Genomic DNA, 22,757 nt, shown 5'->3' with positions numbered 1-22,757 from the left:
GATGGCAAGCCTGATCCTCTTCGGAACCTTCGTTTCGCTGATGCTGATCGGCGTCCCGATCGCCTTCTGCCTGGGCGTGGCGAGCTTCCTGACAATTCTCTATATGGGATTGCCGCCGCTGGTCGTATTCCAGCAGATGAATTCCGGCATGAGCGTCTTCACGCTGCTTGCCATCCCCTTCTTCATCTATGCCGGTGACCTGATGGTGCGCGGCGGCATCGCCCAGCGCATCGTGAATTTCGCCGGTTCGCTCGTCGGCCACATGCGCGGCGGCCTCGGTCAGGTCAACATCGCCGCATCGACGCTGTTCGGCGGCATCTCCGGCTCGGCGGTGGCCGAAGCGGCCGCGGTCGGCGGGTTGATGATCCCGCAGATGAAAGCGCGCGGCTACGGCGCCGACTACGCCGTCAACGTCACCTCGATGGCGGCGCTCATCGCGCTGCTCCTGCCGCCCTCGCACAACATGATCATCTATTCGATCTCGGCGGGCGGAAAGATCTCGATCGCCGACCTGTTCACCGCCGGCATCATTCCTGGGCTGCTGCTCGCGCTGTCGCTGATGGTCACCGCCTATCTGGTCGCGCGCAAGCGCGGCTATCCGACCGAGACCTTCCCCGGTTTCCGTCGCATCGGCTGGTTCTTCCTCAACTCTCTGCCCGGTCTGCTGCTCATCGCCATCATCTTCGGCGGGGTGCGTTCGGGCATATTCACCGCGACGGAAAGCTCCTGCATCGCCGTCGTCTACGCGCTGCTGGTGACGTTGTTCGTCTACCGCCAGCTTGGCTGGACGAACTTCGTCGACGCGACGCTGGGCGCGGTGCGCACTACCGCCATGGTGCTGCTGATCATCGGCACCGCGGCCTCCTTCGCGTGGCTGATGGCCTATATGCGCATCCCCGCCGCGCTGATCGCGTGGATGGGCGCGGTGTCGGAAAACCCTCTCGTCATCCTGCTGCTCATCAACCTGATCCTGCTGATGCTCGGCACGTTCATGGACATGGGGCCGACGATCATCATCGCCACGCCGATCTTCCTGCCGGTCGCCATGCATTACGGCATCGACCCGGTCCATTTCGGCGTCATCCTCATTCTCAATCTGGGCATAGGGCTCAACACGCCGCCCGTGGGCGCGGTCCAGTTCGTCGCCTGCGCCGTGGGCAAGATCACGGTCTGGCAGGCGATGCGGTCGATCTGGCCGTTCTATCTCGCGGGCTTGATCGTGCTAGGTCTCGTCACCTATGTCCCGGCTATCTCGCTCTGGCTTCCGAGCGTGTTCCGATAGAGGATGGACATGGCAACCGACTTTTCCGACAATTTGAAGATCGAACGCAGGCCGAAACTTTCGGAGCGCGTCGTGACCGCCTTGCGTTCGCAGGTTCTCTCGGGGGAGTTCAAGCCCGGCCAGAAACTGCCGACGGAGAGCCAGTTGACGGAAGTCTTCGGTGTGAGCCGCACCGTCATCCGCGAGGCGATTGCCACCCTCGCGGCAGACGGGCTGGTGGAATCGCGACAGGGTGCGGGCGTATTCGTCTGCGAAAGCCCGGTAATGGCGTTCAGCTCGATCAGCCAGGAAATCGGCAACAAAATCTCGCATGCGCTGAACGTGATAGAGGTACGCATGGGCCTCGAGATCGAGAGCGCCGGGCTCGCAGCCGTGCGCCGCAACGCGGCACAGGAGGCGGCGATACACGAAGCCTTCTTCGAGTTCGACCGTTTGCTGGCGCATGGCGAAGCCACCGGCCGGACCGATTTCGCGTTTCACCGCGCGATCGCGGCGGCCACCAACAACCCGTTTTACGTCGAGGTCCTCGACGCGCTCGGGATGCGCGCCATTCCTTGCGACATCACCTCGCCCTGGGGCACCGACAGCGTGCTCGCGCGCGAGTATGAAGAGGGTCTGCAGCAGGAACATCTCGCGATCCTCAAGGCGATTTCCGCGGGCGATCCGGAAGCAGCCCGCGACGCCATGCGCGCGCATCTTGCCGCGAGCCAGCAGCGCTATCGCGAAAGACTGAGCGACGAGCAGGCCGAATACCGTTTCGGGCGCAACTCCAAGAACAGCTAGCGACAAACAATCGAAGGACGCCATGAACCAGAGCCATGTCAGATATTCGATCCGCCATGCCGTCGATCCAGTGGCCGGCGCGCGCATGGGAAGCGCGGAGCTCCGCGAAAATTTTCACATCGGCGGCCTCTTCGAGCCCGGCACGATCAACCTGACCTACACCCACTACGACCGCATGGTCGTCGGCGGCGTGATGCCCGTGGACGAAAAGCTGGCGCTGGAGACGATCCGGCCCGTGGGAACCGAAGCCTTTCTCGAACGGCGCGAGCTGATCGCCGTCAACATAGGCGCGGCCGGCAGGATGGAAGTCGATGGCGAGACCCACGCCCTCGCCTCCCGCGACATGCTCTATGTTGGGCTCGGCGGCACGGTGTCCTTCATGTCCGACGATCCGGCCGACCCGGCGAAATTCTATCTTCTCAGCGCGCCGGCGCACCAGAAGCATCCGACGAAGCTGATCCGCATCGGCGACGCCAGGCGCCTCGATCTCGGCAGTCAGGCCACCTCCAACGAGCGCTCGATCTTCCAGTTCGTTCATCCCGAAGGGGTGAAGACCTGCCAGCTCGTCGTCGGCATGACGACGCTCGCCGACGGCTCGGTCTGGAACACAATGCCCTGCCATGTGCATGACCGGCGCATGGAGGCCTATCTCTATTTCGGCTTGCCGGAAACCGCGCGCGTCTTCCATTTGATGGGCGAGCCATCGGAGACCCGCCACATCGTCATGGCCAACGAGGAAGCGGTGGTCTCGCCGCCCTGGTCGATCCATTCAGGCTGCGGCACGGCAAGCTACACCTTCATATGGGCGATGGCCGGCGACAATGTCGACTATACCGACGTCGATTCCGTCCCTTTGGACACGCTGCGTTGAGCGTCGCTTTCAGCCTCGCCGGCAGGCTGGTGATGGTCACCGGCGCCAATACCGGCATCGGCCAGGGGATCGCGGCCTCGGTCGCGCGCGCCGGCGGCTCGGTGCTCGGCGTTGGACGTTCGGCAATGGACGAGACCGCCCGTCTCGTCGAAGCCGAGGGCGGCCGCTTCACGGGAATCTCCTGCGACCTTTCAGATACGGCCGCGGCGCGCGAAATGTTCGAGGCGGCGTGGAATGCGCACGGACCGATCGACGGGCTCGTCAACAATGCCGGCATCATCCGGCGCGCCGACGCGCTCGACTTCACCGAGGCCGATTGGGACGAGGTGATGGACGTCAACCTGAAGTCGATGTTCACGCTATGCCAGGCTTTCGGCCGGCGGCTCGTCGCGGAGGGTCGGGGCGGCCGGATCGTCAACATCGCCTCGATGCTTTCCTTCCAGGGCGGTATCCGCGTCGCTTCCTACACCGCCTCCAAGCACGGGGTGCTGGGCCTGACCCGCCTGCTTGCCTGCGAATGGGCCGCCAAAAGCATCAATGTCAATGCGATCGCACCCGGCTATATCGAGACTAACAACACGCAGGCCCTGCGGGCCGATCCCGACCGGAGCGCGGCGATTCTCGACCGCATCCCGGCAAACCGCTGGGGAAGGCCGGAGGATATCGGCGACGCCGCGGTCTTCCTGCTCGCGCCGGCCTCCAGCTACATGCACGGCGCCGTCGTCCCGGTCGACGGCGGCTGGCTCGCGCGATGAGGTGAGAAGATGGTGGGAACGAAACTCTTTGCGACGAAAAACGACGGCGTCTGGACCGATCTCGGCGCCGGCAACCGTCGCCGGGTGGTTCTCCACACCGACAAGCTGATGATGGTGGAGTTCGCCTTCGAAAAGGGCGGCGTCGGCGCACCGCACTCGCATCCGCATGTGCAGGCGAGCTATGTCGCGGAAGGCCGTTTCGAGGTGAAGATCGGAGACGACACGGCCGTGCTCTCCGCCGGCGATTCCTTCATCGTGCCGTCGAATGTCGTCCATGGCGTAAAGGCGCTGGAGGCAGGAAGGCTGGTCGACAGCTTCACGCCGCACCGCGCCGACTTCCTCGCCTGAGCGAGGAGCGGCTGACGGGCGAAATCGTCAATAGGTCTTGTGACCGTTGACCATCAGCCGGACCATGTAGAGCGACGTCGTGGCGGTGATGTAGAGGCAATTGCGCTTGGCGCCGCCGAAGACGCAGTTGGAAACGACTTCCGGCACCTTGATCTTGCCGATCAGCGTTCCGTCGGGATCATAGCAGTGGATGCCGTCCTGCGCGCTCGTCCAGATGCGCCCGTCGGTATCGAGGCGGAAGCCGTCGAACAGGCCCGCGGTTGAGTCCGCGAAAACCTTGCCGCCGGAAAGCCTGCCGTTTTCGCCCACTTCGAAGCTGCGCATATGCGCCGGATGATGCGCGCCGTGCGTGCGTCCGGTATCGACCACATAGAGTCTGGTTTCGTCCGTGGAAAAGGCGAGGCCGTTGGGCTTCACCATATCGGTCGCCACGGCTTCGACCGCACCGGTGTGAGGATCGACCCGGTAGACGTTCGAGGCGCCGATCTCGCTCTCGGCCTTGTTGCCCTCGTAGTCCGAATCGATGCCATAGGTCGGATCGGTGAACCAGATCGAACCGTCCGACTTCACCACCACGTCGTTCGGCGAGTTGAGCCGCTTGCCTTGCCAGCGATCGGCGATCGTGACGATCGTGCCGTCGTGCTCGGTGCGGCTGACCCGGCGGTTGCCGTGCTCGCAACTGACCAGCCGCCCCTGCCGATCGACCGTGTTGCCGTTGGAATTGCCCGCTGGATGACGGAAGACGCTGACCTCGCCGTCGGTTTCGTCAAAGCGCAGCATGCGGTCGTTGGGAATGTCGGACCAGACGAGATAGCGCCCTGCCCCGAACCATGCCGGCCCTTCGGCCCAGCGGCAGCCGGTAAAGAGCTGCTCCACCTTGGCGGTGGAATTGACCAGCCGCGCAAAACGCGAATCAAGGATCTCATAGGGGCTTTCCGGCATGTTCCTCCTCCGGGGCACGACGTCGATGCTGCCGAGCGGCGGTTCCCTGCTCCGAACCGACCGATCTTTTTCCAAGTCTTTGCCGATAAGCGGGAAGCTAGCAAGCCCTCGAACATCAAGGAACCTCGCCTACGACAACTCCAGCCAGCCGCCCGGCGCGGTTGCCGGCACGTGCGCGAGAAGGTCGGCGGTCTCGCCGGCACGCCGGAAGATCACCTGATCGACCGAGCAGCCTTCGAGCAAGGTGGGGGAGAGGCCCAGGGCGCGCTCCGCCGCGTGGGTGACGCAGGGCAGCCATCGCCCCACGGGTGGTGCGAGCTGTGCGGCAAGCATGCCCAATGCAAGGCTCTGCATGGGATTGTGCGCGCCGACGGGACAGAACGCGTCACGCACATTGTCCGTGCCGAAGGCGACGGTGACGTTCGCCGCCATCAACTCCTTCACCCGCGTGATACCGCGGCGGACGGGCGTGCCATCGCCTCTATCCTGCAGATAAAGGTTGCTGGCGGGCAGGCTGACGATTGCGAGCCGTGCCCGTGCGATCCGTTCGATACGCCGCGCCAGCTCGTCGCCGGATATGCTGCTCAGGCTGCAGACATGGCCGCACAGCACCGGCCCTTCGAACTCCTCCGCGAGAACCGCCTCGGCGATAAGATCGACACCGTCGAGTTCCGGCGACAAACCCTCGTCGACGTGGACGTCGAGCGCGAGCCCGTGCTTACGGGCGGTCTGCACCATGCGACGGATGTTCTCGCGCCTCCCCGCCTGATCGAACACGAAGGCGCCGAGCACGCCGCCGTCGGCCGCAATGCGCGCAGCAAGGGCGTCCGCGGCGTCCTCGTCGGAAAAGACATCAATCGGCAGCAATGCGGCGCGCTGTATCGCGATGCGGCCGCGCCACTCCTCGGCAAGTTCGCCCAGCACCTCCCAGGCGAGAGGCGTGCGCGAAGGCGTCACGGGATCGACGGTCCAGTCGACATGGGTGCGCACCAGTCCGCAGCCGGCAGCGACGAGTTCCTCCAGTCCGCGACTGGCACGGCGGCGGATATCCTCAGCCGTCCAATTCGCCTTGTCCCGCACCTGGGCGGCGATGGCATCGAGAAGCGTGCCGCCGGCGAAATCAAGGCGCGCGGCGGTGAAGCATTTATCGAGATGGCAGTGCGCCTCCACGAGCCGCGTGGTGACGATGGTTCCTCCGAGGTCTTTTCCGGTGTCGCCCGAAAGCGTCATCCCCGCGATCCTGCCGTCTTTCACGATCAGGTCGCCGGCGAGGCAATCGCCCTCCGTTTTCCCGCCAAAGCGGGCCTCGTCCGCGACGAGCGATCGTGGGACGCGGACATCGGGGTAGATGCCGTTACGCGCCCGCCCCTGCCGTGGCACCTCCATCCCCTTAGCCTCTCACCTTGACCATGGAAATCGCCGCCGTCCGGGTCACGCCGCGCTTCCCGCGGCCGTGGCGCGGCTCGGCAGGTGCTCGATCTCGTCGGCCGGAAGATGCTTCACCTCGTTCCACAGCCGCGACTTGGCGGAATTCAGGAGCCCGTGCGGATCGAGCCGCTTTTTCCAGGCAAGGTGACGAAAGTCCGGCTTCATCGAGCCGCCCTCGACGTAAGGCACGTGCGGGTTGGAGGTCGGACAGCCGTTCTCGTCATAGATCCGCATCAGCTCGAACAACCGCTCGTCGCTCGTATAGCGGACAACGGGCAGATCGAATGCGACGAGCGCACCGTTGAGCAAAGCGAATTCGTGGTGCATCAGCACCTCGTCCTTGAAGATCGCCTGCAGCGTGTCGATCTTGGAACTGTCGAGCGGCGCACGGAAAGTCACCTGGAGATTGGTCACGCTGCGGTCGTTCTTCAGCACCTGCAAGGTGGTGTGATTGTAGGAGAATTCGGAAAGCTGCGGCAGGCCGGCAGCCGCCATGGCCTGTCCGTCGAGCGCCAGCTCGACCGAGCCGCCTTTCGAGCGGATCAAATCCTCCAGCGCCGCCCTTCCGTCATCGTCGACCAGCGCGAGGAGCAGCGGGCGTCCGTCGGCAACGACACCGTCGAAGCCGCGGATCGAGGCAGCGATCCGCGCATCGATCGTAGTCAGCAGCTTGAGTTCGAACCCCTCGCCGCCACCGACCGCGATGCCTGCCTCGAAGGCTTCGCGATAGGAGGGAAAGGACGCGATCACGTTGATCCAGTTGCGGGCGGGAACGGTGCGCAGCACGAGGTCGGTGATGATGCCGTTGAGACCCCAGGCATGATGGATCGCCCTGATGTCCTCGCCCTTGAAGAGACGCCGCCGCGGCCGCTCCTCCATCGACAGGACGGCGATGGAGTCGACATTGCCGCCGTCGCGAAGCATGCCATGGGTTATCGAGCCGATGCCGCCCGATCCACCGGCGATGAAACCGCCGATCGTGGCGATGGCTTCGGTGGAGGGGAAGATCGGAAGCTCGCGCCCGTGCCGGCGCAGCGTTTCGTTGATCGCGCCGATCCGGCAGCCGGCTTCGACATGCACGGTATTCTCGCCGATTTCGAGAATGCGGTTCATCCCGGTCATGTCGATGATGAGGCCGCCATCCATCGGAACCGCTTGGCCGTAATTTCCGGTTCCCCCGCCGCGCAGAACCGTCGGCGCCTTCCATCTCGCGGCGGTCGCAATGCAGGTTTCGAGTTCGGCCGTGCCGCGCGGCGCGGCGACGAGATCGCCGAAATTCCCCGCCAGCTCGCGGTTGAGGATCGGGCTGTACCAGAAGAAGTCACGCGAGCGCTTCTTGACGATCGACGGCGTATCGAAACATTCGACCTCGCCCAGTTCGCGGCGAAAGTCCTGCCAATCGATGGTCGTCTTGCCGGATATCGACATCATGATCCCCGTTTCGTCTGGGTTGCAGATTTCCCGGCTTCGTCGCGGAGGAAGCGGTCCAGTTCGAGGAGAAAGCTCGCGAAATTGCGCCCGGCCACGTCGAGCAGCCGCTCACCCGTCTCTCGCGTCGCGGTCGCGGCGTTTCCGCAGGCACCGTCCTCGTTGAGGTCGTCGATCACCCAGGCAGGACGTGCCCGTCCGGGCGCGAGGCCGATATGGCGATAGCGCTCCTGCCAGCCGCGCGCGGCGTTGTCGAAATCGGCCGCGCGGTCCATGGCGACCCGTTCAGGCCGGATGGCGAGCATGGCGCTCGTCTCGACCAGGCCTGCATGGATGCCGAACGCCTGCTCGATCGCGTCGCTCTCGGCATTCGCTTCGTTGAAATTGTACCAATGGCAGGTCACCGTCCGCAGCCCCGCATCCACTCTGAGGTCACGGGCCGCGATCTCGAGCACCGGCGTATTGCCGCCATGGCCGTTGAGGAAGACGAGATTGCGGATGCCGGCGCGCGCCACACTCATGCCGATGTCGGCGAGCACGCGCATCAGCGTCTCCGCGGACAGCGTCAGCGTGCCGGGCACCGCCGCGTGCTCGTTGCTTTTGCCATAGGCTATCGCGGGAAGGAACAGGACGGTCAGCCCGGGGTCGATCAGCGGCAAGGCCCGATCGACGACTGTCTCGACCAAGTCTGTGTCGACGGAGACCGGCAGGTGTGGCCCGTGCTGCTCGGTGGCGCCGACAGGCAGTACCGCGATTGCATTGGCAAGGTCGAGCGCGGCAAAGTCGTGGCGCGAGAGGTCCGCCCAGCGGGCGCTGCGGCTGGTCATGAAGGTGCTCCGAAACGGAATGGCGAAGTAGGCACGCCGAGCGGAAAGGCGTGGCGGTCGACGACAGGGCGAATGTTTGGGAATTTCAGGCCGGCGAGCATTGCGCTTCTCCTTGTGACCATTCCGCGGTCAGTCCGGGTTGCGGCTCGTTCCCTGGAAGCCCTGTGCCATGGGGTGAGGAAAGGGTCGGCGAAATCCCACCGCCTGTCAAGAACCGCAGCTCTCGCAGTTGGCCGATCCAAGTACGGCCCATGGCAAAGCTTTCCGCCCGCCGCTCGGCGCGCTAGTCTCCGGCTGATCAGGATTCGCTTCATGCTCAAATCAATCACCGCATCCGATATTCTCGCGCCGTTCTCCGCTTATAGCCACGGTGTCGTCGTTCCGGAAAATTCGCGCCTGCTCTTCTGTTCCGGACAGCTCGGCATCGCGCCCGACGGCATGGTCCCGGAGGGCTGCGCGGCGCAGGCGCGGCTCTGCTTCGCCAATATCGAAGCGGTGCTGCGGGAGGCCGGAATGAGCCTCTCCAACATCGTCCGTATCAATGCCTTCGTCACGGCTCGCGAACATCTCGCACCCTATATGGACGTGCGCAACGCGCTCTTTCCCGCGCCCTACCCCGCGTCCACGCTGATGATTGTCTCCGGCTTCAGCCGTCCCGAATTCGTCGTCGAGGTCGAGGCGGTCGCGGCCGGTCCGGCCTGAGAGCAGATCGCCCGCCTCACTGATACGACGCGCCCGGAATGAACGGGTATTTGCCGATCAGCGCTTCATCGATCTCGACGCCGAGACCGGGGGCATCCGGTGCCGTGATCGTGCCGTCGGTGATCTCGAACGGCGCGCCGAGCTCGTCTCGGAAGGCGTTGATCGCGGAGACATCGGCCTCGTATATGAAAGCGTTCGGCGCGACCGACAGGGCATGGACGGACGCCGCCGTGCTCAGCACCGAGGCGCTGGTGTGCGGTGCGAACTGCAGATGCCAGGCATCGGCAAGCGCGGCGATCTTCAGGATTTCCGTGATGCCGCCGGTCTTGCAACAGTCGGCCTGCACAAACTGGATGACCTGCTCGGAAATCAGCGCGCGAAGTTCATGCCGGGTGAAATGGTTCTCGCCGGCCGCGAGCGGTGTCGCCGTCAGATCCCTCAGACGTCGGTAGCCCGGCAAATTGTCAGGCGTGAACGGCTCCTCGAGCCAGGCGAGGCTGCCGGCCTCGCAGACTTCCGCGATGAGCGCGACGTCGCAGGTGCGGTAGCGGGTGCCCGCGTCTGCCGCCAGGACGATCGACGGCCCGAACGCCTCGCGGATCGCGCCGACGCGTTCGAGGTCGTTCCTCATCGTGTCGCCGACGCGCAGCTTCATGAAGGTGTAGCCGCGTTCGACGAGCTTCTCGATCTCGCGCTTCAGATCATCCACGGGCTGGAAGCCTAGGCTGATACCACCGGCATAGGCCGGAATGGGTCGGCGGCTGCCCCCGAGCAGCCGATAGACCGGCTGACCGAGATCCTTGCCCTTGATGTCCCACAACGCCAGATCGACACCGCTCAGCCCGATGACGGCGGCAGCCCCCGGTCCATGCGTGGCGATGAAACGACGATGGCTCTTCTGCCAGATCGCCTCGGTCTCGTGCGCGTCCATGCCGATCAGCGACGGTGCGAGCGCGTCGTTGATGAAGGCGGCGATCGTGCTTGGCGTCTGCGCGTGGTGCGCCTCGCCATAGCCGACAATGCCGTCTGTCGTCTCGATGCGGACGAGCACCATGTCGCGCTTGGCCGACCGGCCGACGGCGAAGACGGCGCCTCCCGGTGTCGGGCAGGAAAGCGCGAAGGCTTCGATACGCTTGATCTTGGTCATCGGAATTCTCTCATGGGATGGTCCACGTCATCCCTTCACCGCACCGCCGCCGACACCGGAAACGAGATGTTTCTGCAGGAAGAAGAAGACGAGAAGAATGGGTGCCGCGGTTATCACTCCACCGGCCATCAGCACCCCCCAGTCGGTGGTGTATTGGCCGATAAGGCCACTAAGCCCAAGGGGTAACGTGCGTTTCTTCTCACTGAGGATGAACGTGCTGGCGTAAAGGAACTCGTTCCAGGTGTGGATCATCACCCAGGTCGCGACCGCCACGATCCCGGGCCGCGCCATCGGCAGGATGACTTTCCAGAACGCCTGCCAGCGCGTGCATCCGTCCATGCGCGCCGCATCCTCCAACGAAAACGGCACCTGCGAGAAGAAGCCGCGCATCAGCCAGACGCAGAGCGGCAGCATGTAGCTGAGATAGACCGGGATCAGACCATAGAGGCTGTCGAGCCAGCCAAGAAAACGAAGCTGCACGTAGAACGGGATGAGCAGCAGAACGGGCGGGAACATCTGCCCGTAGAGCATGAACAGCGGCAGCATCACCGAGCCCTTGAAGCGGTGACGGGCCATGGCATAGCCCGCCGTCACCGAAATAAGCACGCTGACGACGGTGACGCTCAGGGTCAGGATCAAGCTGTTCAGGGCGAAGCGCCAGAACTGCGCGCCGACGAGCAGATCGACGTAGTTCTGCAAGCTGACGGCATGCGGCACCAGGCTCGGCGGGCGCTGGAATATCTCCTCCCTCGCCCTCAGCGAGGTGGCGATCATCCAGTAGAAGGGGAAGACCGACCAGACGAAGGCGATCCACAGCGTCAGATAGATCAGCGCCTTGCGCGCCGGCTTCGGCAGCTGGAAGCCGCGGCGAATGCGCGGCATCGCGTTTTTATTCGCCTGGCGGTGGTGAACGTTTGCCATATGCATGGTTCAGTCGCCTTCACGCGCCTGGATGAGCTTGAGATAGACCGTGGTCGCGATCACCAGGCCGACGAAGAGCATGGTGGCCACCGCAGAGGCCATGCCGAGATCGAACCGCTTGAAACCGTATTTGTAGGCCAGCGTGAAAAGTATCTCGGACGAGTTGAGCGGCCCGCCTTCGGTCATCAGCCAGATTGCATTGAAGTTGTTCACCGTCAGGATGAAGGTGAGCACGGCCGCGATCGCGAAGGACACGCGGATTTGCGGCAGGATGACGTACCAGAGCTTGCGCCAGCCGGAAGCACCATCCATCGAGGCCGCCTCGATAATCGAGCGCGGAACGAGTTGCAGCGCGGCAAGCAGGAGCAGCATCACGAACGGCGTGCCCTTCCAGATGCTCTCCACCGTGACCGCGTAGAGCGAGGTCGCCGTGTCGCCCAGCCAGGGATGGTAGTCGTCGATGATGCCGAGGCGTATGAGCAGCTCGTTGGCGATGCCGACGCTCGGATCGTACATCCACCGCCAGGTGAGCACGGCCACCACGCTCGGCACCACCCACGGAACCAGGATGCCGGAGCGGAAGAAGCCGATGCCCGGCATTGCACGGTGCAGGAGCAACGCCAAAGCAAGCCCCAGCACCAGTTGCGCGACGACGTTCAGCACCACCCAGACAAGGGTATTCGTCGATGCCTGCAGGAAGACCGGATCGGCAAAGACCCGCTCGAAATTGCGCAAGCCCACGAAGATGACACCACCGGTGTTCAGTGTTTTCAACGTCACGTCGTAGAAGGCCGAGGCGATGCCCGAGAACACGGGATAGACCACGACGCCGAGAACGACGACCAAGGCGGGCATCACCATCAGATAAGGATAGACGCGCGCACCCCACCCCGTCTCGAAGACCGAGGACCATGTCCATTTGAGTTTTCCCGAAGGCAGAGTGCGCACCGTCATCTCGTCACTGCCCAACAAGGCCCTTGATGGCGGTCGCCGCCTCGGTCATCGCATCCTGCGCGGACTTGCCGCGCAGCACGGCATCCCATGCGCTGGCGATGATCTCGTTGTGAATCTGGCTCCAGCTCGCCACGACCGGCCGTGGCGTGCCGGCATCCGCCTGCGCCATGAAGGGTTGCAGTTCCTCCGGCAGGGCGGCGATCGCCTCCGGCGTCGTCGCGGCGGCGGCCGCCGAAAGCCGGTCGTATTTGCGCATGAGCTCGATGCCTCGCGGGCCGGTCAGCCAGCGCACCAGTTCCCAGCTCGCGTCGGGAACGGACGTGGCGGCGTTGATCGCGAGGTCGTAGCCGCCGATGACGGTCGCCGCCTTCTTGCCCGCCGGCAGGGGATGAACGGAAAAGTCGAGATTGGGATTACCCTTCTCCAGTGCTCCCAGTGCCCAGTCGCCGCTGACCAGCATGCCCGCGCGCTCCTGAACGAAAGGCGCGTTCACTTCGTCCCAGGAGCCGGCGGTCAGCACCGCCTCCGGCATCGCCTTGCTTTCCGTGTAGAGCTTGCCGAGGAAATCCACCGCGCCCGCGGCTTCCGGATCACCGACCCGGACCTCGCCGTTCTCGTCGATGATCTCGCCGTCGTTCTGCCAGATGAAGCTGTAGATCTGGAACGCGCCCATGCGGCCGCCGCCGAAGGTCAGGCCGTAGGTGCCCTTCTCCTTGTCGGTCATGGCGACGGCGGCTTCCTGGAATTCCTGCCAATTGGTCGGCGCCTTGTCGATGCCGGCTTCCGCGAGCATGCGGTCGTTGACGAAGAGCGCCACGTTGTTGGTGTAGAGCGGCAAGGCATATTGCTTCTGATTGAAGCGACCGCTGGCGAAGGGCCCGGCCTGGAACTCGCCGGCCAAGGGAGCGGCCTTTTCGGTGATGTCGGCAAGAAGACCCGCATCCGCAAGGCCGGCCACCCAGGCGATGTCGAGCGCCATCACATCCGGTCCGGCGCCGCTGGAAAGCGCGACGAACAGGTTGCGCTCCATCTCCATATGCGCGACCGGCTGGATCTCGACCGTATGTCCGGTCTCGGCCTCGAACGCCTTGATCTCCTCATGGATCGGCGCGTCGGGTCCCGCCGCGAGCGGCGAGTTGATCCAGAATACGATGTTGTCGGCCATGGCGGGCGAAAGGCCGAAGCCGAGCGCGGCGATCGCTGCCGCCGCGCTTTTCCTGAAGCTTGCATGCACGTTCATTGTCGTCTCCTCCGTTCCTGACTTCAGTCCCGTCGCGTCGGTGTCTCCGAGCTTTCTGACAGGACGATCTCCACCTGCTTGCCCTCGCCGGGCACCGCCCAGACGATGTCGGGGCCGAACCAGTCCTCGACCGCGATCTCGGGACCCGATTGCGGCCCGTTCGCGCTCTCCGCGATGCCGGCGCGCCCCTTGGTTCCGGCAATCCCTAGAAGCTCGATGTTCCACCCGTCGGCATCGCCGGCCAGATCCAGCGTGACGCGGCCGGCATCGTCCGGGCGCATGAACACCAGCTGCAGCGCGCGCCGCGTCGCAGTGTCGGTGGCGAGCGTGATCCTGGCGCCGGCCCGGACGAAGAGCGGTACGTCCTGCAGCGGCACGTCATGGATGCGCCAGGCGGGTCCGCTGACCCATTCGCCCGCGAGCACGTCGTACCAGTCGCCGGCGGGCAGATAGACGGCGCGCGTGTTGCCGTAGAAGGCGACCGGGGCGACGAGGATGTCGTCGCCCAGCATGAACTGCTGGTCCCAATCGTTGATGTTGCGCCAGTCGATCTCCGGAAAGGCGAGCGGCATCATGCGCAGAAGCGGCAATCCGCCCTGCGAGGCCACATGGCCGAAGCGCCGGAAGACCGGCAGCAGCGCCAGGTGGAACTGGGAGAAGCGCTTGTAGATTGCCGCCGAGCCGTCATCCATATCCCACGGCTCGCGGCAGCCGAGGCCGTGCAGCATCATCAGCGGCGTAAAGCAGGAAAACTGCGCCCAGCGAGCGAAGACCTGCGGCGTGGGCGTTCCGAAATAGCCGCCGAGATCGCTGCCGACGAAAGACCAGCCGCAGATGCTCGCGCTCTGGGCGGCGCGGATCGCGGACGGCAGGCCGGTCTTCGGGCAGAAGTCGGAGGTCTGATCGCCGCTCCAGATCGGCGCGCGCACCCGCGGCGAGCCGGAGCGGCTGATGATCGCCGGCGTGCGGCCGTCGAATGCGTCGATGGTCGCTTCCAGATAGTGGCGGACAAAAGCGTTGTGCGCCCGCCCGCCCGTCTCGCCCGACCGCAGCACGGCGTGTTCCGGCAGTTGCTCGCCAAAATCCGCCTTGAAGCCCTTGATACCCTGACCGAGAAGCCGGCGCAGGCTTGCTGACCACCAGGCGCGGGCTTCCGGGTTGGAGAAATCGATGAGCGCGGCGACCACGTTGGGATTGGCGCCGGGTCGGCGGGTGATCAGTTCGCCCGCGGCATCGACGATCACATAGCCCTTCGCCTTCGCATGCTCGAAGGAGCGCGTGCCGACCACGACCCACGGGCAGAGCCACAGATAGACCTCCGTCCCATCCCGGGCGAGGTCCTCGACCATTCCCCACGCGTCCGGATATTTCTCCGTGTCGAAAGCGAAGGAATGGACCTCGCTCGCCCAATAAGCGTCGATCAGCTTGACGCCCATCGGCAGGCCGAGCTCGGCATGGCCAGCGACGTCGGCCGCCACCGTCGTCGCGTTCTCGGTCCGCCAGTCTCCGGCCTTCCACAGGCCGAAAAAGCTGTCCTCCGGCATCAGCGGCGGGCCGATGCGCTCGATCAGCAGCCGATAGAGTTCGCGAATGTCGCCGAGATGAATCTCTATATCCAGCCGGTCGCTTTCGATCTGGACGCGCAGCACGTTCGGATCGAAGGAAGGCGCGATGTGGAAGACCGCCGGCGCCTCGTCGGCGAGGAAAAGACCGTAGCCCAGTGTCGTCGCGATCCACGGGCTCGGCAGATAGGTGCCGTTGCCGAGCCCGAAATTCTCCAGATAATAGCGGACCGACTGGCCGCGCAGGTCGATCGTCTCGAAGCGTTCGCCACCGCCGAAAGCCTGGAAGACGGGCGGCACCGCGAAGACGATCTCGACCGCCGCGGCTCCCGGTTTCGATGCGATGACGCGCCGGCTGCGGCCGTCGTCCCCGGATACGACCTCCACCTCGGTGGCTTCATCGAAAGGCACGCTCGTCCATGAACCGCCGGGCGCGCGCCAACCGATCGAAACGGGTCGGTAGGCCGCGCCGGAGGGCAGCAGAACTGCGGATAGTGGCCGAGCGGCGTCAAGCATGGTCGACCTCGACGCCGAGCTGTCGACCGAGATGGCGCGCGGCGTTGCCCCAATGCCCGTAGACGGCGGTGACGTGATGCTCGTAACCCTGATCGATGAAACGGCGGACGAACGCCTCCGCCTCGAGCCCGCGGGGACGGAAATAGCCTGCCGCGCGGTTGGCGCGCGACCGCTCGGCCTCGATCTCGCCCTCGGCGACGAAGATCCGCAGCGAACCGTCGTCGCGCAGCGACAGCCGCAGCAGCGTCATCGCGCCGGCACGAAGCGGAAAGCTTTCCTGTTTGAGGACAGGGTCGAGCGAGCGCGGCCCGTTGGCAAGCCTGGGGCTCACGCCGTAATGCCAGAGCACCAGCCTATTATTGGCTCGGTCGATACCGGAGATGTCGGTGAGGAACGGCAGCGAAGCCGGATCGAAGGCACGCACGGCAAGCGCCGTCAGCGCCCCCATGACATCGCCTTCCGGCGCGACCGGAACCGCACGATCCGACAATTCGCCGAGTGCCGGCCATGTGCCGCGAAATTCTTCGGCGTAAAGGATTTCCGGCCAGTCGCGGATCGCGATCGCATCCGCGACGACCCGATCGAGGCCGGCTTCGAGGCGCGCATAGGTGCCCCCGAGCGTCAGGCGGCCGCCTTCGGCGTCGCCGTTCTCGAACCGCGCCGCGGCCCAGCGTTCGGCGCCTTTCCTGGCCGCCGCCTCCTCCGCCTTGCAACCCTCGAGGAAGCGCACCAGCGTCGTCTGCTCGATGGTCACGCCCAGCGCCTTGCGCAATGCCCAGGGATCGACCGCGAGATTGGTGAACCACTCGGCATGCGAGCCGACGAGCGCGATGCGTGCGCCGGAAATGCGGGCGCGAGCGCGGGCGGCGGCGGCGAATGCGGCAAGCTCGCCGGCAAGCGCATCGTCCTCGGGATTACCCAGGAGAAAGGTAAAGCGGCGCCCGAACCGTGCAAGCGTCGAGGCCCATAGCTGCGCGCCGCACAGCGAGTTGGTCACGATCTCGTCGCTCTCCTCCAGCGCCCAGATCGCGACAGGAACGTCTCGATCGCCGATTGCGGCCAGCACCTCGTGCAGAAGTTCGGCGGTGCAGAAGGTTGAGAGCTGGACGACAAGACCGTCGATCTCGCCAAGATCGAGCGACTGCAGCGCCTCGGCACAGCTCGTCCGGTCGCGCGCCAGCTTTCCGGCGATATCAAGTCTTCCCCTCAGGGCGTCATTCGTCGCCAGCCGCTTGGTGCGACCAATGAGCTCGTTCGCGGCGGCTTCCGAGAACAATGACGAGGCGACGAAGAGAACCCCTATTCGCCCTGCGTCCATTCGCGTCTCTCCCGAGCCATGCAGAACCGTCATCAAGCATTCTCCCCCAGCACGGCCTGCGGCTCGGCTTTCGCCTCGAGGCCGCCCGCGCGCACGAAACAATGGGCCGCGTAATAGAGCGCCGCCTGCGGATCGTTGCCGATCGATGGCGCGATGAAGGACAGTTTCAGGCGTTCCGCATCGAAGCCGCCGAGCAGGCTCTCGTCGATGCCCGCGCTGATTGCTGCCCGGTCGGCATCCGACATCAAAGACGGCCAGCCGCTGATGACCACCGAGGAAACCGGATGCAGGTTGAGCGCGTTGCCGACGCCGAGCCCCAGCAGAAAGAGCCGTTCACGCAGCCTCTCGCGAATGTCCCGCCCAAGGTCGAGCAGATCGATGAACCGGTCGCCCTGCTGCAGCACCTCGCTCTCGGCAACGCCGACGATGGTCGAGATCGCGCGCAGCGACGTGTAGGCTTCGAGGCAGCCCTTGTGGCCGCAGCGACAGGCAAGTCCGCCCCGCTCGATCACCATGTGGCCAAGCTCGAAGGGCGAAAAGGCGTCGATCGGGGCGGTCTCGTTGACGACGACGCCGGCGACGCCATGGCCGACGAAAAGAAAGAGATGATCGCCCTCCGCCGGATAGGCGGCCACGTTGGAATAGCGATGAAAAGCCGCCTGCGCGATGACCGAATTGGTGATTGCCAGCGGAACGCCCTCCAGCGCGTCGCCAAGAAAGCCGCTCAGGCGTTCCATGTCCCAGGGAAAGATCGGATTGGCGTGGGTGCGGCTGTAGCCAGGAATGGAAAATGCCGCCTGACGGATGGCGATGCCGCGCGTTCCCGTCCACCGCCTCATGGTGGCGAGGGAATCGCTGAACAATTGCTCGAACTCCTCCTGCCTGAGCTGCGGCGAGACCGGCAGGCGTTCGACGTAATCCACGGTACCGCCGAGGCCGCCAATGCCGAAGGAAAGCCGGTTGTTCGACAGCTCGATGCCGGCAACGGGTATATCATTGCTTAGTGTAACCAGAGCAGTCGGACCACCAACATAGGGCGCAGGACGCCTCAGCTCCTCAACGATTTCTTCACTGCGCAATTCGGCCAGGATACGGGAAACGCTCGCCTCAGTAAGCTGCGTATCGCGCGCGATCAGCGGGCGAAATGCACCGCCGCTACGCAGAAGGCTTTCGAGCACCGCTGCTCGCGTCTCCTTCCGGCTTCTTGGCGCAATCCGTCCCGACATCGATTTTCCATTATATTTACACTGTGTAATTATTGTGCTTTAGAAAGTCGGAATGTCAACATGGGAGAGAGGCGAAAGTGGCAGGGTTGACACTGCGCGCCGTCGCAAAGCGTTTCGGAACGGTCGAGGCCGTCAAGGCCATCGACCTGGAAGTGGCCGACGGCGAGTTCATCGTTCTGGTCGGGCCCTCCGGCTGCGGCAAGAGCACGCTGCTGCGCATGATCGCGGGGCTCGAGGAGATCTCTTCCGGCGAAATCCTGCTCGACGGTCGCAACATCGACGCCATGGCACCGCGCGACCGCGACATGGCGATGGTGTTCCAGGATTATGCGCTATATCCGCATATGACGGTGGCCGAGAACCTCGGATTCGCGCTGAAGATGCGCGACATGCCCGCCGCCGCGATTGCCGAACGCGTGTCCGAGGTTGCCAGGATGCTGGAGCTCGACGCGCTGCTTGCACGCAAGCCGAGGGCGCTTTCAGGCGGCCAGCGACAGCGCGTCGCGCTCGGTCGCGCCCTCATCCGCGAACCCGAGGTGTTCCTCTTCGACGAGCCGCTTTCCAATCTCGACGCCAAGCTCAGGGTCGGCATGCGCATGGAAATACGCAAGCTGCAGATGGCGCTCGGCACCACCAGCATTTATGTCACGCACGATCAGATCGAGGCGATGACGATGGCCGACCGCATCGTCGTGCTGCGGCTCGGCGAGGTCCAGCAGATCGGCACGCCGATGGACATCTACGAACGGCCGGCGAACAGCTTCGTAGGCACCTTCATCGGCTCGCCGCCGATGAGCCTCCTGCCGGCCACGTTGCGCCGGGAAGGCGACGAACTCAACCTCCTCTTCGGCGCTGGTCAGGAAATCGCGCTGCCGAAACCACGCATCGAAGCATTGACGCGAGCGAAGGTCGACCGCGTCGAAGTCGGCTTGAGGCCGGAACACGTCTCCCTCGCCGGCAAGAGCCGCGCGGATGTCGCCGGCTTTTCATCCGACATCATCCTCGTCGAGGATCACGGCGCGGATTCGGTTGCGGTCGTTTCGCTCGGAGGCCAGGAAATCATGGCCCGCGTCAAGCCGGGTTCCGCCCGCGTCGGCGATGCCGGACGCCGTTTCCATGTCGACGCCGATCGTCTCCATCTCTTCCATCCCGAAACGGGTGCGGCACTTGTCTGAACATGGCGCGGGCGGGGTCTTCTGCATCGGCCTCGCCATTCAGGACACGCTGCTAAGCGTCGCGGAAATTCCGAGGCAGCCGGTCAAGCTCTACGCCAAGGCGCGTCAGGAGATCGGCGGAGGTCCGGCCGCGACGGCCAGCGTCGCGATCTCACGCCTCGGTGGCAGGGCGGCCTTCGCCGGCCGGCTGGGTGACGATGCGATCGGAACGGCACTGCGCGCCGAACTCGCCGCGGAAGGCGTCGACACGCAATGGCTCCGGCAATTCGCCGGTCACAAATCACCAGGCTCCGTGATCCTTGTCGACGAAGCGGGCGAGCGGTTGATCGTCGCCTATGCCGACCCAGACCTGCCGTCCGACGCCGGCTGGCTCGACCCCGAACGCCTGGGCGACGGCGTCCTTTGCGATCTCTCCTGGCCGCAAGGCGCCCTCAAGGTGCTCGGCGCGGCAAGGAAGCGGAAGATTCCCAGCGTGCTCGACGCCGACATTTCCCGGCATGGCCACGAGCATGCCGCGGCACTTGTCGAGGCCGCCGACCATGTCGTCTTCTCCAGGCCGGGACTGGCGCAGTTCGCCGGCACGGACGACATCGCGGCCGGACTGCGCAGCGCGGCAAGACCCTCGCACAAGCTTATCGGCGTCACCGACGGCGCGGCTGGCCTCTATTGGCTTTCGGATGGCGAGCTCGTGAACGCTCGCCCGCCCTCCGTGACCGTGGTCGACACCGTCGGCGCCGGCGACGCCTTCCACGGCGCCCTGGCGGTGGCGCTGGCCCGCCGTTGGCCGCTGGAGCGCGCGATCGCGTTTTCCAACGCGGTCGCCGCTCTCAAATGCACGAAGCCGGGCGGACGGGCGGGCCTGCCGAACGCCGAGGAGCTTGCCCGCTTCGACCCCGCCTTTGCGCTTTCCTGATCCTATTTTCCGGACGAGATGCCGTTGACCGCCCGACCGGCGTTTTGGAGGAGCTCGAACGCCTGGAACCGCCATTCATGCCAGTTTGCGTTGTCCGGCAACGGACGATAGATCTCGCCCAGTTCGGACATGGCCGGCATGGCGGTAGCGAGATCCCGGTAGGCGCCGGCGGCGACAGCGCCGAGCATCGCCGAACCGAGAAGCACCGGCTCGTCGGAAGTCGAGGCTGCAACCGCGAGACCGGTCGAATCCGCCAGCAACTGGCGCACCAGCGGACTTTGCCCCGCCCCTCCGCTCACCACGATCGCGTCAATCGATATTCCCGCCTGGCCCTGCGTCCGCACGATCTGCCGCACGCCATAGCCGAGACCGCAAAGGCCGGCGAGATAGAGGCCGAGCAGGCTGTCGACGCCGTCGTCCATGCCGAGCCCGGCAACAAGGCCGCGCGCATTCGGATCGGCGAACGGCGCACGGTTGCCGAGGAACTCGGGTACCACATGCAGTCCGCCCACGAGTTCCGGCAAGGCGGCCGCACCGCCGTGAATTTCAGCCTCGCGTGCCAGCCACGCGTTGAGGCCCAGCCCTGCTTCTTCCGCTTTGCTCGCGGCATCGACCGTGCCCGGATGCAGCCGCACCAGATGGTCGATGGCCGCCCCCGCGGCCGACTGGCCGCCCTCGTTGAGCCAGAGACCCGGCACCATCGCCGAATAATATGGGCCCCAAACGCCTGGCACGAAGGTCTGGCTGACGGTCGACGACATGGTGCAGGCCGACGTGCCGAAGACATAGGCCATGCGCGACAGCACGCTTCCAGCGTCGCCACGCGCGCCGACTGTGCCGATGCCGCCGGCATGGGCATCGATCAGGCCGGCGGCGACCGGCGTTCCGGGAAGAAGGCCGAGATCGGAGGCGGCATCTTCCGTCAGGCCGCTCCCAAGACGTGTCCCGCCCGGCACCACTTCCGTACCGATGCGCTCGAACGATTCCTCGGCGAGCCGCGCCAGGCCGACCTTGCGGAAATAATCGTCGTCCCAACGGCCCTCATGCGCCAGGTAGGTCCATTTGCAGGTCACGGTGCAAACCGAGCGCGCGAGGCTGCCGGTCGAGCGCCAGGTCAGGAAATCCGTCAGATCCATGAACTGCCACGCCGTGCCGAAGGTCTCCGGCATGTTTTCGGCGAGCCAGAGCAGTTTCGGCGTTTCCATCTCCGGCGAGATCGAGCCGCCGACATAATTGAGGACGGGATGCTTGGTCTCGTTGATCCGGCGCGCCTGATCGGTAGCGCGATGATCCATCCAGACGATGATGTTGCGCTCGGCGTCTCCGGAGGGGCCGACGGGAAGCGGACGCCCGCCTTCGCCCAGCACGACGAGCGAGCAGGTCGCGTCGAAGCCGACGCCGCGGATCGTGTCCGAAGCGACGCCGGCCCGCTTCACCGCCTCGCGCACCGAGGCCGAGACCGCGCGCCAGATGTCGTTGCTCGACTGCTCGACGACGTCGCCCGCTTCGCGGAAGAGGGCGATATCGCGCTTTGCCGAAGCAAGCAGCTTGCCGGAGCGATCGAACACGCCCGCGCGTGCGCTGCCGGTTCCAACGTCTACACCGAGGAAATGATCCGCCATGGCTATTCAGATATCTCCGGCTGGTTTCGGATGCCGCCCGCGATGCTCATCCGTCACAGATCCACGCTCTGCGGCAGGATGACGAGATCGCGGATGGTGACGTTTCTCGGCCGCGTCAGCATGAACAGCACGGCTTCGGCCACCTCCTTCGGCTCCATGATCGAGCCTGCCGCGAGCGCATCATCGAGCTTTTCCTGCGGCCAGTCGCTGAGAAGCGGCGTGACGACCGGGCCCGGGGCCACCGCACCGACGCGGATGCCGTGTTTCGCCACCTGCCGCCGGACGGTGTGGACGAAAGCCTGCACCGCGTGTTTCGAGGCGGTGTAGATCGGCTCCCAGACCACCGGAACGAGCCCCGCCACCGAGCTCGTAAACAGGATGTCGCCGGTTTTCCGTTCGACCATATGCGGCAGGACGGCATGAACGGAGCGAAACGCCGCATTGATGTTCAGATTGAGCATGCGGTCCCAGGCGTCGGGATCGCCATCGACGACCTCCCCGCCGATATATGCGCCGGCATTGGCGTGGAAGATGTCGAGCTTGCCGGTCTTCTCCAGGATTTGCGGCATCATCCCGGCCACGCTTTCAGGCGCGGTGAGATCGATCGTGAGCGCAATCGCCTCGGAGCCGAGCTCGGAGCAAACCTCCTTCAGCCTTTCCTCCGCGCGATCGACGAGCACGACCTGGGCACCCGCCGCCAGAAGGGTCCTGGCGCATTCCAGGCCGATGCCCGACGCGGCGCCCGTGATCGCCGCTGTCTTCCCGGACAAGTCGAGATTCATTTCTACCTCTTGCTG

General features: G+C 65.0%; 21 protein-coding genes. 8 read left to right on the top strand and 13 right to left on the bottom strand.

Annotated features, from left to right (window positions below; all coding sequences use genetic code 11):
* Window position 1 precedes the first annotated feature (1 nt).
* Genes XW59_RS22185 through XW59_RS22165 form a run of 5 tightly spaced genes read left to right on the top strand, consistent with a single transcriptional unit; the run spans window position 2 to window position 4,039 of the window.
* Window positions 2-1,282, top strand: coding sequence for a TRAP transporter large permease (locus XW59_RS22185; protein ID WP_047147974.1), 1,281 nt, complete (start codon window positions 2-4; stop codon window positions 1,280-1,282).
* Between the two features lie 9 nt (window positions 1,283-1,291).
* Window positions 1,292-2,065 (top strand): FadR/GntR family transcriptional regulator, encoded by a 774-nt coding sequence (locus tag XW59_RS22180; RefSeq protein ID WP_047148059.1) that lies wholly within the window; start codon window positions 1,292-1,294, stop codon window positions 2,063-2,065.
* Between the two features lie 22 nt (window positions 2,066-2,087).
* Window positions 2,088-2,936, top strand: a complete 849-nt coding sequence (kduI, locus tag XW59_RS22175) for a 5-dehydro-4-deoxy-D-glucuronate isomerase (protein WP_047147975.1) — start codon at window positions 2,088-2,090, stop codon at window positions 2,934-2,936.
* Window positions 2,933-3,691 carry a 2-dehydro-3-deoxy-D-gluconate 5-dehydrogenase KduD gene (kduD, locus tag XW59_RS22170; RefSeq protein ID WP_281406245.1) on the top strand — a complete coding sequence of 253 codons (759 nt, stop codon included), beginning with the start codon at window positions 2,933-2,935 and terminating at the stop codon, window positions 3,689-3,691. The genes kduI and kduD overlap by 4 nt, the downstream gene beginning before the upstream one ends.
* Before the next feature lie 9 nt (window positions 3,692-3,700).
* Window positions 3,701-4,039, top strand: coding sequence for a cupin domain-containing protein (locus tag XW59_RS22165; protein ID WP_047147976.1), 339 nt, complete (start codon window positions 3,701-3,703; stop codon window positions 4,037-4,039).
* Window positions 4,040-4,066: 27 nt separating this feature from the next.
* On the opposite strand, the gene XW59_RS22160 is transcribed toward XW59_RS22165, so the two are convergent.
* The 4 genes from XW59_RS22160 to XW59_RS22145 form a co-directional block, all read right to left on the bottom strand.
* Window positions 4,067-4,981 carry an SMP-30/gluconolactonase/LRE family protein gene (locus XW59_RS22160; protein WP_047147977.1) on the bottom strand — a complete coding sequence of 305 codons (915 nt, stop codon included), beginning with the start codon at window positions 4,979-4,981 and terminating at the stop codon, window positions 4,067-4,069.
* Window positions 4,982-5,110: 129 nt separating this feature from the next.
* Entirely contained in the window at window positions 5,111-6,367 is a 1,257-nt protein-coding gene (locus XW59_RS22155; protein WP_047147978.1) for an amidohydrolase family protein, read from the bottom strand.
* 45 nt (window positions 6,368-6,412) lie between these two features.
* Window positions 6,413-7,840 (bottom strand): FAD-binding oxidoreductase, encoded by a 1,428-nt coding sequence (locus XW59_RS22150; RefSeq protein ID WP_246666172.1) that lies wholly within the window; start codon window positions 7,838-7,840, stop codon window positions 6,413-6,415.
* Window positions 7,837-8,664 (bottom strand): creatininase family protein, encoded by an 828-nt coding sequence (locus XW59_RS22145; protein WP_047147979.1) that lies wholly within the window; start codon window positions 8,662-8,664, stop codon window positions 7,837-7,839. The genes XW59_RS22150 and XW59_RS22145 overlap by 4 nt, the downstream gene beginning before the upstream one ends.
* Before the next feature lie 312 nt (window positions 8,665-8,976).
* Between XW59_RS22145 and XW59_RS22140 the strand changes: the two genes are divergently transcribed.
* Window positions 8,977-9,366, top strand: coding sequence for a RidA family protein (locus XW59_RS22140; protein WP_047147980.1), 390 nt, complete (start codon window positions 8,977-8,979; stop codon window positions 9,364-9,366).
* A 16-nt stretch (window positions 9,367-9,382) separates the two neighbouring features.
* Here the strand turns inward: XW59_RS22140 and XW59_RS22135 are convergent, their stop codons facing one another.
* From XW59_RS22135 to XW59_RS22105, 7 genes are read right to left on the bottom strand one after another with little or no spacing between them, the layout of a single operon-like run.
* Complete coding sequence (locus XW59_RS22135; RefSeq protein ID WP_052958389.1) at window positions 9,383-10,513, bottom strand: mandelate racemase/muconate lactonizing enzyme family protein; 1,131 nt, start codon at window positions 10,511-10,513, stop codon at window positions 9,383-9,385.
* 27 nt (window positions 10,514-10,540) lie between these two features.
* On the bottom strand, window positions 10,541-11,395 hold the full coding sequence (locus tag XW59_RS22130) for a carbohydrate ABC transporter permease (protein WP_052958391.1): 855 nt from the start codon (window positions 11,393-11,395) through the stop codon (window positions 10,541-10,543).
* 48 nt (window positions 11,396-11,443) lie between these two features.
* Window positions 11,444-12,388, bottom strand: coding sequence for a sugar ABC transporter permease (locus tag XW59_RS22125; RefSeq protein ID WP_052958393.1), 945 nt, complete (start codon window positions 12,386-12,388; stop codon window positions 11,444-11,446).
* A gap of 4 nt (window positions 12,389-12,392) precedes the next feature.
* On the bottom strand, window positions 12,393-13,628 hold the full coding sequence (locus XW59_RS22120) for a sugar ABC transporter substrate-binding protein (protein ID WP_047147981.1): 1,236 nt from the start codon (window positions 13,626-13,628) through the stop codon (window positions 12,393-12,395).
* 23 nt (window positions 13,629-13,651) lie between these two features.
* Entirely contained in the window at window positions 13,652-15,706 is a 2,055-nt protein-coding gene (locus tag XW59_RS22115; RefSeq protein WP_047147982.1) for a TIM-barrel domain-containing protein, read from the bottom strand.
* On the bottom strand, window positions 15,699-17,057 hold the full coding sequence (locus tag XW59_RS22110) for a hypothetical protein (protein WP_082137752.1): 1,359 nt from the start codon (window positions 17,055-17,057) through the stop codon (window positions 15,699-15,701). Before XW59_RS22110 ends, XW59_RS22115 begins: the two co-directional genes overlap by 8 nt.
* Window positions 17,057-18,202: an ROK family protein gene (locus XW59_RS22105; protein ID WP_052958395.1), complete on the bottom strand. Its 1,146-nt coding sequence runs from the start codon at window positions 18,200-18,202 to the stop codon at window positions 17,057-17,059. The genes XW59_RS22110 and XW59_RS22105 overlap by 1 nt, the downstream gene beginning before the upstream one ends.
* Window positions 18,203-18,327: 125 nt before the next feature.
* Between XW59_RS22105 and ugpC the strand changes: the two genes are divergently transcribed.
* Together ugpC and XW59_RS22095 are read left to right on the top strand one after the other, a co-directional pair.
* Window positions 18,328-19,425, top strand: a complete 1,098-nt coding sequence (gene ugpC, locus XW59_RS22100) for a sn-glycerol-3-phosphate ABC transporter ATP-binding protein UgpC (protein ID WP_047147985.1) — start codon at window positions 18,328-18,330, stop codon at window positions 19,423-19,425.
* Window positions 19,418-20,338, top strand: coding sequence for a PfkB family carbohydrate kinase (locus tag XW59_RS22095; protein WP_047147986.1), 921 nt, complete (start codon window positions 19,418-19,420; stop codon window positions 20,336-20,338). The genes ugpC and XW59_RS22095 overlap by 8 nt, the downstream gene beginning before the upstream one ends.
* Window positions 20,339-20,340: 2 nt before the next feature.
* On the opposite strand, the gene XW59_RS22090 is transcribed toward XW59_RS22095, so the two are convergent.
* Window positions 20,341-21,960 (bottom strand): FGGY-family carbohydrate kinase, encoded by a 1,620-nt coding sequence (locus XW59_RS22090; protein WP_137327075.1) that lies wholly within the window; start codon window positions 21,958-21,960, stop codon window positions 20,341-20,343.
* A gap of 53 nt (window positions 21,961-22,013) precedes the next feature.
* Window positions 22,014-22,742 carry an SDR family oxidoreductase gene (locus tag XW59_RS22085; RefSeq protein ID WP_047147988.1) on the bottom strand — a complete coding sequence of 243 codons (729 nt, stop codon included), beginning with the start codon at window positions 22,740-22,742 and terminating at the stop codon, window positions 22,014-22,016.
* Window positions 22,743-22,757: the final 15 nt, after the last annotated feature.

The organism is Aquamicrobium sp. LC103, assembly GCF_001014615.2.
In the GTDB taxonomy this organism is placed as follows: domain Bacteria; phylum Pseudomonadota; class Alphaproteobacteria; order Rhizobiales; family Rhizobiaceae; genus LBCQ02.
This window is presented reverse-complemented; position numbering and strand designations above follow the sequence as displayed.

Coding starts and splice junctions, on each gene's coding strand:
- XW59_RS22110 (WP_082137752.1), bottom strand. CDS start 17,057: ATGACGGTTCTGCATGGCTCGGGAGAGACGCGAATGGACGCAGGGCGA.
- XW59_RS22145 (WP_047147979.1), bottom strand. CDS start 8,664: ATGACCAGCCGCAGCGCCCGCTGGGCGGACCTCTCGCGCCACGACTTT.
- XW59_RS22150 (WP_246666172.1), bottom strand. CDS start 7,840: ATGATGTCGATATCCGGCAAGACGACCATCGATTGGCAGGACTTTCGC.
- XW59_RS22090 (WP_137327075.1), bottom strand. CDS start 21,960: ATGGCGGATCATTTCCTCGGTGTAGACGTTGGAACCGGCAGCGCACGC.
- XW59_RS22115 (WP_047147982.1), bottom strand. CDS start 15,706: ATGCTTGACGCCGCTCGGCCACTATCCGCAGTTCTGCTGCCCTCCGGC.
- XW59_RS22165 (WP_047147976.1), top strand. CDS start 3,701: ATGGTGGGAACGAAACTCTTTGCGACGAAAAACGACGGCGTCTGGACC.
- XW59_RS22120 (WP_047147981.1), bottom strand. CDS start 13,628: ATGAACGTGCATGCAAGCTTCAGGAAAAGCGCGGCGGCAGCGATCGCC.
- XW59_RS22135 (WP_052958389.1), bottom strand. CDS start 10,513: ATGACCAAGATCAAGCGTATCGAAGCCTTCGCGCTTTCCTGCCCGACA.
- XW59_RS22130 (WP_052958391.1), bottom strand. CDS start 11,395: ATGCCGCGCATTCGCCGCGGCTTCCAGCTGCCGAAGCCGGCGCGCAAG.
- XW59_RS22085 (WP_047147988.1), bottom strand. CDS start 22,742: ATGAATCTCGACTTGTCCGGGAAGACAGCGGCGATCACGGGCGCCGCG.
- XW59_RS22180 (WP_047148059.1), top strand. CDS start 1,292: ATGGCAACCGACTTTTCCGACAATTTGAAGATCGAACGCAGGCCGAAA.
- XW59_RS22125 (WP_052958393.1), bottom strand. CDS start 12,388: ATGACGGTGCGCACTCTGCCTTCGGGAAAACTCAAATGGACATGGTCC.
- XW59_RS22155 (WP_047147978.1), bottom strand. CDS start 6,367: ATGGAGGTGCCACGGCAGGGGCGGGCGCGTAACGGCATCTACCCCGAT.
- XW59_RS22160 (WP_047147977.1), bottom strand. CDS start 4,981: ATGCCGGAAAGCCCCTATGAGATCCTTGATTCGCGTTTTGCGCGGCTG.
- XW59_RS22185 (WP_047147974.1), top strand. CDS start 2: ATGGCAAGCCTGATCCTCTTCGGAACCTTCGTTTCGCTGATGCTGATC.
- kduI (WP_047147975.1), top strand. CDS start 2,088: ATGAACCAGAGCCATGTCAGATATTCGATCCGCCATGCCGTCGATCCA.
- XW59_RS22140 (WP_047147980.1), top strand. CDS start 8,977: ATGCTCAAATCAATCACCGCATCCGATATTCTCGCGCCGTTCTCCGCT.